General features: G+C 30.0%; 16 protein-coding genes. 5 read left to right on the forward strand and 11 right to left on the reverse strand.

What is annotated here, in order from left to right:
- Window positions 1–166: 166 nt before the first annotated feature.
- From WBG30_RS08405 to WBG30_RS08430, 6 genes are all read right to left on the reverse strand, one after another.
- On the reverse strand, window positions 167–565 hold the full coding sequence (locus WBG30_RS08405; protein ID WP_424504202.1) for a hypothetical protein: 399 nt from the start codon (window positions 563–565) through the stop codon (window positions 167–169).
- A gap of 85 nt (window positions 566–650) precedes the next feature.
- Complete coding sequence (locus WBG30_RS08410; RefSeq protein ID WP_424504203.1) at window positions 651–1163, reverse strand: ABC transporter ATP-binding protein; 513 nt, start codon at window positions 1161–1163, stop codon at window positions 651–653.
- Window positions 1164–1166: 3 nt separating this feature from the next.
- Window positions 1167–1961, reverse strand: a complete 795-nt coding sequence (locus WBG30_RS08415; RefSeq protein ID WP_424504204.1) for an ABC transporter permease — start codon at window positions 1959–1961, stop codon at window positions 1167–1169.
- Entirely contained in the window at window positions 1948–2850 is a 903-nt protein-coding gene (locus WBG30_RS08420; protein WP_424504205.1) for an ABC transporter permease, read from the reverse strand. Before WBG30_RS08420 ends, WBG30_RS08415 begins: the two co-directional genes overlap by 14 nt.
- Window positions 2851–2864: 14 nt before the next feature.
- Window positions 2865–3668 (reverse strand): alkaline phosphatase family protein, encoded by an 804-nt coding sequence (locus tag WBG30_RS08425; protein ID WP_424504206.1) that lies wholly within the window; start codon window positions 3666–3668, stop codon window positions 2865–2867.
- An 8-nt stretch (window positions 3669–3676) separates the two neighbouring features.
- Complete coding sequence (locus WBG30_RS08430; RefSeq protein WP_424504207.1) at window positions 3677–4747, reverse strand: ABC transporter substrate-binding protein; 1071 nt, start codon at window positions 4745–4747, stop codon at window positions 3677–3679.
- A 335-nt stretch (window positions 4748–5082) separates the two neighbouring features.
- On the opposite strand from WBG30_RS08430, the gene htpG reads away from it, so the two are divergent.
- Entirely contained in the window at window positions 5083–7008 is a 1926-nt protein-coding gene (gene htpG, locus WBG30_RS08435) for a molecular chaperone HtpG (RefSeq protein WP_424504208.1), read from the forward strand.
- Between the two features lie 79 nt (window positions 7009–7087).
- Here htpG and WBG30_RS08440 read toward each other — a convergent pair whose 3' ends face one another.
- Entirely contained in the window at window positions 7088–8308 is a 1221-nt protein-coding gene (locus WBG30_RS08440; RefSeq protein WP_424504209.1) for an FprA family A-type flavoprotein, read from the reverse strand.
- 221 nt (window positions 8309–8529) lie between these two features.
- On the opposite strand from WBG30_RS08440, the gene lgt reads away from it, so the two are divergent.
- Window positions 8530–9405, forward strand: a complete 876-nt coding sequence (gene lgt, locus WBG30_RS08445) for a prolipoprotein diacylglyceryl transferase (protein WP_424504210.1) — start codon at window positions 8530–8532, stop codon at window positions 9403–9405.
- Between the two features lie 311 nt (window positions 9406–9716).
- The gene (rsgA, locus tag WBG30_RS08450; RefSeq protein WP_424504211.1) at window positions 9717–10679 is read left to right on the forward strand and encodes a ribosome small subunit-dependent GTPase A; all 963 of its coding nucleotides are present in this window, start codon (window positions 9717–9719) and stop codon (window positions 10677–10679) included.
- Between the two features lie 71 nt (window positions 10680–10750).
- Here the strand turns inward: rsgA and WBG30_RS08455 are convergent, their stop codons facing one another.
- From WBG30_RS08455 to WBG30_RS08470, 4 genes are all read right to left on the reverse strand, one after another.
- The gene (locus WBG30_RS08455; protein WP_424504217.1) at window positions 10751–11245 is read right to left on the reverse strand and encodes a methylated-DNA--[protein]-cysteine S-methyltransferase; all 495 of its coding nucleotides are present in this window, start codon (window positions 11243–11245) and stop codon (window positions 10751–10753) included.
- 73 nt (window positions 11246–11318) lie between these two features.
- Complete coding sequence (locus WBG30_RS08460; protein WP_424504212.1) at window positions 11319–11459, reverse strand: zinc ribbon-containing protein; 141 nt, start codon at window positions 11457–11459, stop codon at window positions 11319–11321.
- 205 nt (window positions 11460–11664) lie between these two features.
- Complete coding sequence (locus tag WBG30_RS08465) at window positions 11665–12483, reverse strand: hypothetical protein (protein ID WP_424504213.1); 819 nt, start codon at window positions 12481–12483, stop codon at window positions 11665–11667.
- 29 nt (window positions 12484–12512) lie between these two features.
- Window positions 12513–13727: a glycosyltransferase family 4 protein gene (locus tag WBG30_RS08470; protein WP_424504214.1), complete on the reverse strand. Its 1215-nt coding sequence runs from the start codon at window positions 13725–13727 to the stop codon at window positions 12513–12515.
- A gap of 233 nt (window positions 13728–13960) precedes the next feature.
- Here WBG30_RS08470 and WBG30_RS08475 point away from each other — a divergent pair, with 233 nt between their 5' ends.
- Both WBG30_RS08475 and WBG30_RS08480 read left to right on the forward strand, forming a co-directional pair.
- Window positions 13961–14845, forward strand: coding sequence for a TSUP family transporter (locus tag WBG30_RS08475; protein WP_424504215.1), 885 nt, complete (start codon window positions 13961–13963; stop codon window positions 14843–14845).
- Window positions 14846–15059: 214 nt separating this feature from the next.
- On the forward strand, window positions 15060–15653 hold the full coding sequence (locus WBG30_RS08480; RefSeq protein ID WP_424504216.1) for a TIGR03936 family radical SAM-associated protein: 594 nt from the start codon (window positions 15060–15062) through the stop codon (window positions 15651–15653).
- Window positions 15654–15659: the final 6 nt, after the last annotated feature.

Genomic DNA, 15659 nt, shown 5'->3' on the forward strand with positions numbered 1-15659 from the left:
AAATATTAAGAATGTTAGTGATAATTTATCCAGAACAAGTAGAAAAATATATGTAAAAAAAGAGCCGTTTTAACAGCTCTCCTCTAGTAGTTAGGAATTGAATGTACACGTAATTCGGGATAGACCCGGATAGACCCGTAATATCAGATAAATCTCTCTTTTATTCTTAAAAAGTTTTCATTTCAGCTTTCATAAATAAAAGCTCTATTTCTAAACCGATTTTATATAGTTTATTCTCTCCTCTATTTAATAGATCCACAACAAACTCAACCCCATTTTTTTCGACTCTATATCTTATTATATTTCCCAAAACAGCACTTTTTATTATTTTAGCTTTTATGATTACAAAGTTATCTTTAATATAATTTCTGCCTTCTTCCTTGATATAGATAGATTCTGGTCTTATTGCCAAAATATTTTTTTCTACTTTCCATTTAAATATTGATTCTACCTCTTCTCTTTCAAAAATATTATAATTACCAATAAACCTTACAACAAACTCACTCAGAGGCTGAGTATAAACTTCTTCTGGAGTTCCTATTTGTGCAAAATTTCCATCTTTCATAATGAAAACTCTATCTGATATGGTTAAAGCTTCCTCCTGATCATGGGTTACAAAAATAGTAGTTATCCCTAATTTTTTTTGTATCTCAGAAATTTTTTCTTATTTTAGCATCTAATGCCGATAGAGGTTCATCTAATAATATTATCTGTGGTTCCATAATAAGGGTTCTAGCTAAAGCTACCCTCTGTTTTTGACCACCAGAAAGTTCATGAGGATAGTAATCTTCCCGTTCGTTTAACTCTACCATATCTAAATATTTTTTAACTTTTTCCTCTATATTATCTTGTTTTTTTATTTTTAAACCAAAAGCTACATTTTCTTTTACTGTCATATTCGGAAAAAGAGCATAATTTTGGAATACCATCCCTATTCCTCTATCTTTAGGAGGTGTATCATTTATAACTTCTCCATTCATAATTATTTCTCCACTATTACTTTCACTCAATCCTGCTACACACCTTAAAAGTGTACTCTTCCCACATCCTGATGGCCCTAAAAGAGTTATAAATTCTCCTTTTTTTACATCAAGATTTACATTTTTAAAAACACTTACATCTCCATATTGTTTTGAAAGGTTTCTAATCTTTATAAAAGACATATTTTATTTCTCCTTTTTTATTATATTATTTAATTTAAATGCTCCTATGGTTGTCGCTAGTATAAATAGAAAATATGTTATCACTATTGCCCCTGTAAAATGACCACTTTTCGCTTTCATGTTGAAAAGATATACTTGTATTGTCTCGTATGATCCTCCTGCAAGCATGTTTGAATATAAAAACTCTCCAAAGATCAATGAAAAGGATAGTAATAAAGTTGCGATAAAACCTTTACTTAGATTTGGAATTATTACCATTTTAAACCCTTGAAAATTTGATGCTCCCAGCATATTAGCTGCCTCAATTAGTTTTCTTACATCTATTCCTTCTAAATTATTTATTATTCCTCTATATAAAAATGGAAATATTAAGGTAAAGTGAGCTCCTATAAGGATCCATTTTGTTCCTACTAAAACTATTGGGCCACTAGAATAGATCTTTAAAAATCCTACTACCATAACAACACCAGGAATAGTAAATGGTATTATAGAAAGAATATCCATAATTTTTAACCCTTTTGGGAAATAATAATATATAACAAGTACTGCCGGCACTATTACCAATGTGCTTACAGATAATGACATAACACTTATATTTATACTTCTTCCCAGTGCTTCTAAAAATCTTTTTTCAAAAAAAAGATCTTTATACCACTTAAAAGTTATTCCATCTGGAAGTATTGTTGCTCCCCAACTACTGCTAAGAGAATAAGCTAAAGTGGCTATCATTGGTATAAATAAGAACATTAATATCCCCCATGAAATTATCATATGTTTTCTAATACTACTTCTTTCCATTTCTCCTCCTTCCATTCTTTATGAGTAGCTCATTTACTGTAATTATAAAAGTTAAAATCAATGTCATCACGATTGCTAGAGCTCCTGCTAAATTTGGCTTTAAAAATATATCTCCTGAGACTAAACTCCCTATCCTAATAGGGATAACGTTGTAGTTAGATAAGACTAATCCATAAGTTGTGGCATATGCTCCCATTGCATTTGCAAATAATAGAATCCCTGTTCCTAAAACACTAGGAAGTAATACGGGCAATGCAATCTTTCTCCAAAATTCAAATTTTGTTGCTCCTAATATACTAGCTGCTTCATACCATTCCTCTCTAATCATATCAAAACTTGGGTACAGAAGGAGGATCCCTAAAGATATTTGAAAATATATATATACCAACGTCAGTCCTGCTTTGGAATAGATATCAAATCCGTCTACCAACCCTGCCCTTCTTAAAATAATTGTTAAAACTCCATTGGTTCCCAATAAAACTATAAATGCAAATGCTAAGGGCAACCCTGAAAAATTAGATGTCATGTTAGACAATAAAAGAATTCTTTTTCTTACCTTTCCATTTAATTTACTTATAGAGTAAGCACCTTGAAAAGCAATTATAAGACCAATAATTGTTGAATAGAAAGATATTTCTAAACTATTTATTATACTTTGTCTGAAGAATTTATTTTTAAAAATATAAATATAGTTATAAAAAGAGTAAGTAGACATTCCATCTTGCCTTAAACTCCCTTCTGCTACTGTCAGAAGGGGAAGTATTTGAAACATAATTATCATCAAAATAAATGGTAAGAGTAGAGTTATTGCACCAAATTTACCGTCTCTTTTTTTTTTACTTATTTGACACCACACATGATTTTTTTTAAAAATAACTACTTGCTCCATCTAAACCTCCCCTCCTAAATTTTTTTTATCTCTAGCATCTTCGTACTTTGTTTTATTCCTAATATATTACAAATAATTGGGGCTATATGTAGTTGTGATACTTCACTTCCCTCTATTAAATTAAGTCTATCTCCAATTAACCATAGAGGGATCTCCCTCTCCTTTTTAGAGTTACTCCCATGAGTTTTATCAATATTCATCCCATGATCTGCTGTAACTATAATTTGATAGCTTTTATTCACCCAAAGTGGCAACCATTCACCAAGAATTCTATCTATATTTCTAGCACTATTTCTATATTTTAAGCTGTCTTCACCATGTTTGTGTCCACAGTCATCTACATTCATTGAATGTATTAATAAGAAATGAGGATCATATTTTTTTCTGATCCATTCTCCATCAACAAAAAGATGACTATCAGGGTAGTTATCTTCACAGTAAAATCTTCCATATTGTATATTTTTCCCAGTATCTTCAGTATACATGTCATTATTTCTATCAAAAGGAGTTGAATTATATAGCTCGCTCATCCAATAATAAGAAGCTGCACCTGTTCTAAGATCTTTTTTTTTCGCGATTGAAAATATATTTTCTTCTTTTGAAAGTCTATTTATTTGATTATTGACTATTCCATGTTCTATTGGGGTTATTCCAGTTAAAATTGTTTCGTAAAGAGGCCTAGATAGAGTTGGAAGTTCTGCCTTAATCTTATAAAAATTAGCTTTTCCAGCTTCTTCTAAAGCTTTCATATACCCCATTTCTTTTGACACATCATAATTTAATCCGTCAATTATTATTAAAATTAATTTTTCTTTCATTTTTCCTCCTATTTCCTAAAATATAAGACTTCCTCTTGCCATTTTAGAGGGATCTCTCTTGCTGTTTTTGCCCAAACACCAAAATCCTTTATAGGCTTTACATTTTTATATTGCTCATTTGGTAGTAGCATAGACTTTACATCGTCAGGAAGTTTTATATTTCTTATGGGTTTGGCATATCCTCTTGCTAAGTTAAGTTGCCCCTTATCACTAAAAATATACTCTCGTGTTAGCTTGGCAGCATTTGGATGTTTAGCATACCTATTTATGATAGTCGTATATCCACTTATAAATGATCCATCTTGAGGAATAAGTACTTCAAATTTATCATTACCCAATAAATCTCTATATGCTAATGCATTGAAATCCCATATAAGACCTACCTCTACCTCTCCTTTTTCTAGATTAGCGATACTTGGGTCGTTCAATGCTAATCTCTTCTCTTTGGCAATTTTTTTAAAATAATTGTAGCCTGGTTCAATATTCCCTTCACTGCCTCCCATTGCAATAGTTGCAGCTAAAAGAGCAGCGTTTGCTTGTGTTGCGATTCCTACATTTCCTATTGATATCCTCTGTTTCCCTTCTTTGAGATCTTTCCAACTCCTTGGGATTTTGTCTACCAAATCTTTATTTATGATAAAGGCAATTGTTCCAGTATATGCTAAAGCCCAGTGTCCATCCTTATCCTTTGCCCATGTTGGGATTTCATCCCATGTAGTTGGTTTATAACTTTGAGTTACACCTTCTGCTCTTGCTATTCCTCCAAATTCAAAACCTACATCTCCAATATCAGCACTAGCTTGTTTCTTTTCTGCTTTAAATTTTGCCACTTCTTGAGCACTGGACATATCTGTATCTACATGATCTAATCCATAGATATCATTTATATTTTTCCATGTTTCCTTCCAGTTTGCCCAAGTATCTGGCATCCCTAAACTGTTCACTTGTCCCTCTTTTTTAGCAGCTACAATCAATTCATCTAAAGTTAAATTTTTCGGACTCTTGTTCTCTGTTATTTTTTCTCCCCCACAACTTATTAATGTTAATCCTATCAATATACTTAAAAACATTTTTTTCATCTTGTTCTCCTCCTATTCTTAATTTATTGCTTTGAATTCAACTTTTTTTATAGCAGTTTCAAATATTAATTCCAATTCCTCTTTAGAATCGCCTGAAATTTTACTATGTATATGATAATCACTTAGATACACCTTTTTCCTCCTCTAATAATTTAAGGTAAGTTTATCATCTAATTGTATTTTCTATATGAATTTAAGGTAAACATAGAGTAAAAATTCATTAAGAATATAGAGTTTTCCACTGAAAGATCAGTTGACAACTGCAGTTAAAATGTGTTAAAAATTAATTAGCATACTAGAACAATGAGTGCTAAAATTTTTTAGGAGGATTTACTATGCATAAAGAAACGTTAAATTTTCAAACTGAAACTAAAGAACTATTAAACCTAATGATCCATTCTATCTACACACATAAAGAAATTTTTTTAAGAGAATTAATTTCCAATTCCAGCGATGCCCTGGATAAACTAAAATTTAAAGCTCTTACGGATCAAGAAATATTAAAAGATAACAGTGAATTTAAGATAGAAATATTTATAGATAAACATGAAAAAACCATTACTATCAAAGATAATGGTATTGGAATGACCCATGAAGAGGTTATTTCAAATATCGGTACCATTGCAAAATCAGGATCCCGTGCATTTACAGAAGCTCTAAAAGAAGCTAAAAACAACAAAGAGGATCTTTCTATCATTGGACAATTCGGAGTTGGGTTCTACTCAGCATTTATGATTGCCGATAAGATAATTCTTAAAACTAAAAGTGCTGATTCTGATACAGGAGTTAAATGGATATCTACAGGAGAAGGTAGTTTTACCATAGAAGACACTAAAAAATCTGATAGGGGAACAGAAATCATCCTTCATCTTCGATCTGAAGAAAACAAAGAGGACTCAAATGAAGAATATTTAGAAGAATACAAAATTAAGGAATTGATTCAAAAATATTCTGACTATGTAAGATACCCAATATTACTTGAGGTAACTAAAACTGTTGAAGATGAAAAAACTAAGGAAAAAATAGAAACAATAGAACAAGAAAAAATAAATTCTCAAACTCCTCTATGGAAAAAGTCTAAGACTGATATTACAGAAGAGGAATACAATGAATTTTATCAAGGAAAATTCCACGATTGGACAAACCCATTAAAAACTATTCATTTTAAGGTAGAGGGAAATTTAGATTATTCAGCATTACTTTATATCCCTTCTAAAACTCCTATGGATTTTTATTCTAAAGAGTTTGAACAAGGACTTCAATTATATAGTAAAAATATTTTCATCATGGAAAAATGTAAGGAATTAATCCCAGATCATTTTAGATTTATCAAGGGACTAGTAGATTCTCCAGACCTTTCTCTAAATATATCTCGTGAAATATTACAACAGAATAGACAATTAGGAGTAATAGCTAAAAACCTAGAGAAAAAAATCCAAAAAGAACTGGAAAAAATGTTAAAAACGGATAGAGATGAATATTTAAAATTTTGGAAAGAATTTGGTATAAATATTAAAGGTGGAATTTATGAAAATTTTGGGAGACATAAAGATACATTAAAAAATCTTTTGATTTTTAACACTACAAAAGATAAAGATATGACTACTTTGGCAGAATATAAAGAAAGAATGCTTGAAGATCAAAAGCATATCTACTATGTTTCTGGAGATAATATCAAAAGTCTAGAAAAAATGCCTCAATTGGAAGGAATTAAAGAAAAAGGGTGGGAAGTTTTATACTTTATTGATAAAATAGATGAATTTGCTATCAAATCTTTAGGAAGCTTTGAAGATATTACTTTTAAATCTATTCATGAAGCTAATGAAGAACTTTCTAGTGATGATGACAAGAAGATGTTAGATGAGGTAGAAAAAGATAATTCTGACTTATTTACGAAGATTAAAGAAGCTTTAGGAGATAAAATTTCTAAAGTTAGACCTACTACAAGACTTAAATCTAGTGCTGTTTGCCTTGTCAGTGGTACAAATGGAGTCTCGTTTGAGATGGAAAAATTGATGGCTGAGATGCCTGGAGATAACCCTATGGGTGGGGTCAAAGCAGAGAGAATTTTAGAAATAAATTCAAACCATGAATTATTTAAAGCTTTGATCAAAGTGAATGAAATACATCCTGAAAATTTAAATAAATATGCAGAAGTATTATATTCTCAAGCTTTACTTATCGAAGGATTTCAATTAGAAGATCCAATGGAGTTTGCAAATAATATGACTGATCTATTGATCGAAGCATCTAAAAACTAAAAAATATAAAGTTATATATATAAAAGAAGCTAGAGAGGATAGAATATCCTCTCTAGCTTCTTTTTTTATATGAATTCTTCTATTTTCTTACTTCTTTTAATTTGTCAGCCATAGCAGTTGCAATAGCTTCTAATTTTGTATAATCTTCAGATCTTGGAGTTCCTTTTACTTCTACAGATTCTCCTATAACCTCTACTCCTCTAAGTGAATCAGCAAAAGCTTGTATTCCTTTTACTCCTCCTCCACTCCACATCATATTTCCAAAGATACCTAGATATCTATTTTTTAATCCGTAGTTTTGTAGTTTAGATAAAATTGGTTGAACTTTTGGATAAACTGCATTATTATGTGAGCAAGATCCAATCATTAACCCTTGATATTTCCATATATCACTGATTATATATGAATGATCTGTTTTAGATGCGTCATACATTTTTATATCTATGATTCCTTCTTTAGATAGTTGTCTTGCAATTGCATTTGCCATCTTTTCTGTATTTCCATACATTGAACCATAAACTATTACTACACCTTCTGCCTCTGGTTCCATCTTAGACCATGCATCATAGTGACCTAATACTCTAGTTATTTCTGTTCTCCATACAGGTCCATGACAAGGAGCGATACATTTAATATCTAATCCTCCTAATTTTTTTATAGCAGCCTGTGTAGGAGCTCCATATTTCCCTACGATATTTGAATAATATCTTCTCATTTCATCCTCATAGAAACTAAGGTTTAATTGATCATCAAAGATCCCTCCATCTAATGAACCAAAACTTCCAAATGCATCATTTGAAAATAATGTTCCTGTAGTAGACTCAAATGAAACCATAGATTCAGGCCAGTGTACCATAGGTATCATAGCAAATGTAAGAGAGTGTTTCCCTAAATCTAAAGTATCTCCTTCCTTAACTACAAACCTATTGTTTTCACAACGTTCTTTTAAGCAGTCATAAAATGCATCTAGCATTGGAAAAGTTTTTACGTTTCCTACTAAAATAACATCTGGATATAATCTAATTACATCTTTTATAGCTCCTGCATGGTCTGGTTCCATATGATTTATTATTAAATAATCAATCTTTCTACCTTGTAATACACCTTCTATTTTCTCTAAGAAATTTTCACTAGTTCCAATCTCTACTGTATCGATAAGTGCTACTTTTTCATCTAAGATAAGGTATGAGTTATAAGAAACTCCTTTATCCAATGGTAAATAGTTCTCAAATCTTTGAGTTTTTCGATCATTTACCCCAACCCAAAAAATATCTTCACTTATTTTTTCAACATTATGCATTCTAACTCCTCCTCAATAATTTTAATCTAAGCGTACGTTATATTTGTCTTTTAAGTAATTTTTTCATTTAAATTTAAACAATTTTAATTCTAACCTTATTATATAATATCAAATATTCCATTTCCAAACAAGTGAAAAAAATAATATCTTTATAATTTTATATTCTAATTCAAGTTTATGGTATAATTCTAAAGATGTCAATAATTTTAGGAGGTTATTTTATGGATCCGGTATTTTTTACCATTGGAAGTTTTGAGGTACACTATTATGGTCTTATGTATGCCATTGCATTTTTATTAGGAATTGAACTAGTTAAAATAGAGGGAAAGAGAAAGGGGTTCGATCCTACTCTCATGGAAAATTTTGCCTTTATAGCTATGATCTCTGGTTTATTAGGAGGAAGGTTATATTATGTCTTATTTAATCCTACTTACTACTTTAGTCATATAGGAGATATATTGGCAGTTTGGAAAGGCGGAATGGCCATCCATGGAGGAATTTTAGGAGGAATAGTCGGTACATATTTATTTGCTAAAAAACATAAAATATCTATGTGGAGTTTAGGAGATATTGCTGCTGCACCATTTATCTTAGGTCAAGCTATTGGTCGGATAGGTAATTTTATGAATGGAGAAGTTCATGGGGTTCCTACATTTACACCTTTTAGTATTATATTTTCTATTAAACCAAAATTTGTAGAGTGGTATAACACCTATAACTCTCTTAGTTTGACTGCTCAAATGAAGTTTAAAGAATTAGTTCCTTGGGGGATTGTATTTCCAGATCCATCTCCAGCAGGAAGAGAATTTCCAGGGTTAGCTTTACATCCGGCTATGTTATATGAGTTAATATTAAACTTTATGGCTTTTATATCTATTTGGTTTTTCTTTAAACGTAAAAATTATAAAGCAGGAACAGTTTGGTTTATCTATATAATAGAGTATAGTCTAATCAGGACTTTTGTCAGTTTCTTTAGAAGTGAAGACCTGATGTTTTATGGGTTCCGCGCTCCCCATGTTATCAGTGTAATTCTAGTTATTTGGTCTGTACTTATGATTTCATACTTTAACAGAAAAAAAGTAATTTCTAACAAATAAATTTAAATTTTCAAATAAGTAAAATCAAGAATTCTTGATTTTACTTATTTTTATTATATAGAAAATTATACTCTCAAGGGGCTCTCGCTAAAATATGGAAAAATTTAAAACCTAAGTTATCCTTGCCCCTATGAATTGTCACATTACTTTTTTGTTATTTTTATATAAAATATTATAAACTTAGGTTATAATGAGTTAGTCATTAAACAAATATAAAAAGGAGATGAATTATGATAATAGCAAATTTTGGAGGAAACCTAAAATAAAAAGGGCCCTCCGTTAAGAAATTATATAATAATTAGGAGGAAAAAATGAAAGGCAGAATTATATCAGTATTTAAAAATTTATATAGGGTCTCAATGGAAAATAGAGAACTTAATGCACCAATAACAGGAAATATGATAAAGAGTGCTAATTTTCCAGTAGTCGGTGACTATGTAGAAATCAGCCCTGAGGAGCAGATAATCAAAATCTACCCGAGAAAAACTATCTTATCAAGAAAAGCAGCAGGAAAAGAGATAAAAGAGCAGCCCATAGTAAGTAATATAGACTTTATCTTTATAGTTACTTCTTTAAATAAAGATTTTAACCTGGCTAGACTAGAAAGATATTTAACAATGGTATATGAATCAGGAGCAAAACCTTGCTTTATATTAACCAAAGCGGATTTAGATGACGAAGTGGATCAAAAGGTTACCAGTTTAGAGGAGATAGCTTTTGGAGTACCTATCCATGTAATCTCTACATATGAAGGCAGAGGAATAGATGAAATTAAAGATTATTTAAAGGACGAAAAAACCATAGGTCTTATTGGATCATCTGGAGTAGGAAAATCAACTCTTATTAATAGACTTCTTGGAAATGAAATAATAAAAACAAAGGAAATAAGAACCATTGACGACAAAGGTAAACACACTACAACAAGAAGAGAGATGTTTAAAGTAGGAGATGGATATATCATAGATACTCCTGGTATGAGAGAGATCCAAATGTGGAGCGGCGACACTAGTAGTTCATTTGAAGATGTAGAGGTCCTCGTAAGCCAATGCAGATTTTCTGATTGTACCCATGGGAACGAACCTGGATGTGCAATAAATAAAGCTATAGAAAATGGAGATTTAAAGAAAGAAAGATTAGCTAGTTATTTAAAATTAAAAAGAGAAATCAAAAATATGGAAAATAAGATAAATCATGGTCATAAGTTTGCTGAAAAAGAAAAGATAAAAACGATGATGGGTTGTCTAGATAAAAAGAAAAAAATTATACATAGATAAAAATATAACTGGAATTGAATTATTGATGGAATGGGTAAAATAAGTAAAAAAATTAGATCTAGCAGAATTAGCTAGATCTTTTTTTTATTTTTTTTTTCTAATTTAAGAAGATATTCTTTTCTCCAAAGACCAGATGAAAATCCTGTAAGTTTACCCGACTTACCTATGACTCTATGTCAGGGCACTATAATTGAAATTGGGTTTTTCCCGTTTGCTCCTCCTACAGCCCTCACAGCTTTAGGATTATTAATAGATTGAGCCTCTTCGGAATAAGAAATAGTTTTTCCATATGGGATCTTATACATGGCTTTCCAACATGCCCTTTGAAATTCTGTACCGCCTTGGAAATCAATTTTTATAGTAAATGTAGTTCTTTTATTTCCAAAATATTCTTTTAATTCTTTTTTGCATTTTATGACTTCTTTACTAGGTATTTCTTCTTTTTCTTTTACATCTAAAAAATAAATACCACTTATTCCGTTTGTTTCTTCAGTAATCTCAATGATACCAAGAAAATCATGTTCTAAATAGACTCTTCCTTTCAAGTTAACACCTCCAATTGCGATTATTATAAAGTATATCATAGTTACTAAATATTCAATTTTCTAGATAATAAAAAAGGGTGGTTAGCCCACCCTTTTAAAATATTTCATTGTAGAAAGTAGCATTACAATCTGGACATCTTGGTAATTCATCACTATTACTATCAATGATTATCCCTAAGCCACATATAGTACAAATATAAGTTCCTTCGCCTGGTTTTTCACCTGTTGCGTACACAGGACCTCACCTCCTAAAAATAGTAAAGACTTTAAATCTTAAATTATATCACTATATAGGAGTATACATTAAAAAACTTATAAAATCACTAAAAAACTTATAAAAATATAATTTTTTAATGAATTAGAGTGAATATGTGCGACTTTTAAATTTAGTGGCTACTATAAATATATAACTATTATAGATATTTTTTTTCTTTAATTAATTAAGAGTTTAACCTAGCTGGTTTTTTCAGATCTCTTTCGCTTAACTGTTTTATGAGTTCTTTAATTTTTTCATATTGTTTTGCATTTATTTCATCTATCATAGTTATAGATTTTTTAAATTGCCCTAGATTTCTAAAAAGTTCTGCTTTCAAAATCTTCTCGGCATTACTCTCTCCTAAAATATCTAAAAGAATTTCCATATTTTCTTTTTCTTCAGTAGTATAAATAACTTCTGCTTCTCCAATTTCTTCCATATTCTTAATTTGATCTAAAATATTATTTAAATGATCTTTTTCCTTTAATCTACCGAAAACTTCCTCTCTTTTTTGGATTAATTCATTAATTTTTTCTTCTACTAAAAGTATAGATTTTTCTTCAGAAAGTGTTTCTTTTTTTGCTACCATCTTGGTAATATACTGGTTGAAATGAGTTATAGAAGGAATTTTTGAAATAGTAGATTTTAAAAGTTCCACTTTTACTTTGAGATCATCTAAAGAATCTATTTCTCTGTATTTATCGTTGGATTTTTGCCAAGTTTTTATTCGAATATTTATGGTTTTAAATTTTTTATTTTTTAAAATTTCTAAGTATTCTTCAGTTGTAGGCTCTGGAAAAAAAGTAATAGCATTCTCTTGGATTTCTTCACATTCATTTACAAAATTTATTGTTTTGCAGATCTCGCATATAAAAACATCTATTTTTCTAGGAGTTGCAGGTCCTTCGACTACTCCGTCGGTGTAGATTGTAGCCTCTATATCTCCTGTAAATTCAGGGAGTTTATGTCTGTATTTCGTTCCACATTTACATTTTAAATTCATATAATCTCTCCTATTTTTCATTTTTTTTACTAATTATTGATTTTTATATCCCTTAAAATATTATCGAGTTGAGAAGCTAAATTTTTCCAAGTAAATTGGTCTAAAGAAAAATTATGGTTTGTTTGATAGAGAGTATCTAAAGAATTTAGAAGGGAACTCTTTATATTTTCTATATAGATATCTTCATTTTGTTTTACTAACTGATCTTGCGATATCCTTTCTGGGATATCTATGTATGTGATCATATTGGAATTATTAATTTTGTCTCCAAACCAAGGCTTTATCCCAGGAAGATCAGAAGAAATGACTCTCAGTCCACAGGCTAGAGCTTCCACTAAAACTAATGGGAGACCCTCATAAAGAGAGGGGAGGATAAATATATGTCCCTTATTGTAGAACTCTTTTAATTTAGTTTGTTCAACTATACCCCAAAATATTATCTTATTTTTACTTTTTTTACTTTGGGATAAAATATCTTCATATTCCTTTCCATGTCCCATTCCAATTAAGTTAAGTCTTATCTTTTTATCTATCTTAATAGAAGAAAAGGCTTCTATTAGATATTGAACTCCCTTTGCGTAAGAGATCTTACCAGTAAAAATTATATCAATTATTTCATTATTTTTTTTTGTATGGATATGATGAAAAATTTTATTATTAAAGCCTATTCCAAGGGAAATAATTTTATCTGATTCTATACTATAGATTTTCTGGATTTCTTTTTTTTGAACTTCGTGGAGTGCTATTATTTTATCTAATTTTTGAATATTTTCATATATAAAGTTGTTTTTTAAGCTGTGTGTATTCATTTGTCTAAGATCGGTACCATGACAAAACCCTATGACTTTAACATCTTTAATCCATTCCCTGACTAAGGCAGTTAAAAGATATAGATGGTGACAAAGGATATAATCTGGATTAAATTCCTTTACAGCTTTTAAAACTTGTTTTTTAAAAGCCGCTTCATAAAGATTTACCATGGAACTATCCATTTCTTTGTATACGGTACTTTTATAAGGCATGATATTACTCATACCGATAATCGGAAAGGGAAGTTCAGGAGTATTAAAAATAACTTCATAGGTAGAACAAATGTTGATATCTTTGAATTCACCCTTAAATTCACTACCACAAACCAAACTTTGAGAATGATTTAAATCGGTAAACTCTTTTATTATATTTTTTAAATATATTCCGCTACCTGTATCACCTGGCTTTTGAGATATAATATGCAGAATTTTCATGGAATGTCCTCCTCGTTATAAAAAAGTTTTTCTTTTATTTTAACTAAAATAGTTACTTTTTACAAGTAGAGTAAAATTTGAGGTATAAAAGTTATAATTTTTTTAATAATTTTTTAATTTAATTTTAGTGTTTCATAATTAGCTTTAGTGTCTTGTAATAGTAATAAAAATTGGTAAAATACTTATTACTATGGTATTATTTTCACATGTATTGTTTTACAAGAGGAGGAAGTATGGTTGAAATTTTATTAGGAACTTTATTTTGTATGGGATTATGGTATCTTATAGTTTTTTTAAAAGATTATAGAGACGTTAAAAGAAAAGAAAAATTAGAGAAAGGTAATAAAGCAGCTTTAAGTGGCATTGGGTTTACAATTTGTTTTTTTGATACTCTTGGCATTGGTGGATTTGCACCTATGACAGCAATATTTAAACAGTTTAAATTAGTAAATGACAGGATTATTCCTGGAACTTTAAACACGGCAATGACTATTCCTATTGTCATTGAAGCTCTTATTTTTATCAAAGATGTAAAAGTTGATTTGGTTACCTTGATATCTATGCTTGTAGCTGCAACTTTGGGAGCACTTTTAGGTGCGGGGTATGTATCTAGATTGAATGAAAAGAAAGTTCAGCTTTATATGGGAATAGCTTTAATAGTTGTCGTAATAATAATGTTTGCTGGGAAACTAGGAATACTTTCATCTGGTGGAGATGCTGTTGGTCTTACAGGGATTAAATTAGTCATAGCAGTTTTAGGGAATTTTGTATTAGGAGCACTTATGACTCTTGGAATAGGACTTTATGCGCCTTGTATGGCATTGGTGTATGCTCTTGGATTAAGTCCATTAGTGGCATTTCCTATTATGATGGGATCTTGTGCATATTTAATGCCAGCAGCAAGTGCTAAGTTTATTCGTGAAGGAGCTTATCATAGAAAAGTTACCTTATGGGGAACAATATTTGGATCGATTGGGGTAGTAGTAGCAGCTTATTTAGTAAAATCACTACCGATAAATATTTTAACTTGGGTTGTTATGGGAGTTATTCTTTATACCTCTGTCAATCTTTTAAAAGATGCTTTTTCACCTGGGAAACACGAAACTGTGAATGTTTAATCCAGATATAATGAGAGAACCCTTATTTAGCTAGAAATAAAGGCGATGAAAAGACTACTAGTCTTTTCATCGCCTTTATTTTTTTGAGAATAAATAAAAGAGAGATGTCGTAAAAATAAATATATACAAGTAGGGATACATTTCTTTTCATTGAATTTTTTAATGGTTTATGTTAAAATTGTCAGATATAATAAGCGATAAAGAGGAGATGAATATGAAAAAAAGAATAGTCTTTGATAGAATCGGAGATATGAAATACATCTCACATTTAGATACTATAAGATTTTTAGAGAGACTCTTTAAAAAAACAGGTATTACTATAAAACATTCGGAAGGATTTACCCCTAGACCGAAGTTGTCTTTTGGAAATCCTGTGTCATTAGGTGATGAAACATATAATGAATTGATGGATGCTGAAGTAATATCTGACCTATCCAATGAAGAAATTGTAAAACTTCTAAATTCTAATTCACCTGAAGGATTTGAATTTCACGAGATCTATGATGTCCCAAAAAAATCTGGGATAGCTAATGATTTTGATATTTTAATTTATGAGGTAGAGGGAGCTACAGTGGAGATAGATTCTTTAGAAAATTTATTAAGTAGTGAAGAGATAATAGAAGTGAGAGAAAAAAAAGGAAAAACCCAAGAACGAAACTTAAAAGAGAAAATAGCAGATTTTAAAAGGATTGGCAATAAGATTTTTTTAGAATTATATAATATTTCTCCAAAGGGTTTATTTACCTTGGCTGAAATAGATACAAAAAGTATTAAAGTTACAAGAATGGGATATAAAAAAAGTAATTAAAATAAA

The organism is Psychrilyobacter sp. (assembly GCF_049671765.1).
In the GTDB taxonomy this organism is placed as follows: domain Bacteria; phylum Fusobacteriota; class Fusobacteriia; order Fusobacteriales; family Fusobacteriaceae; genus Psychrilyobacter.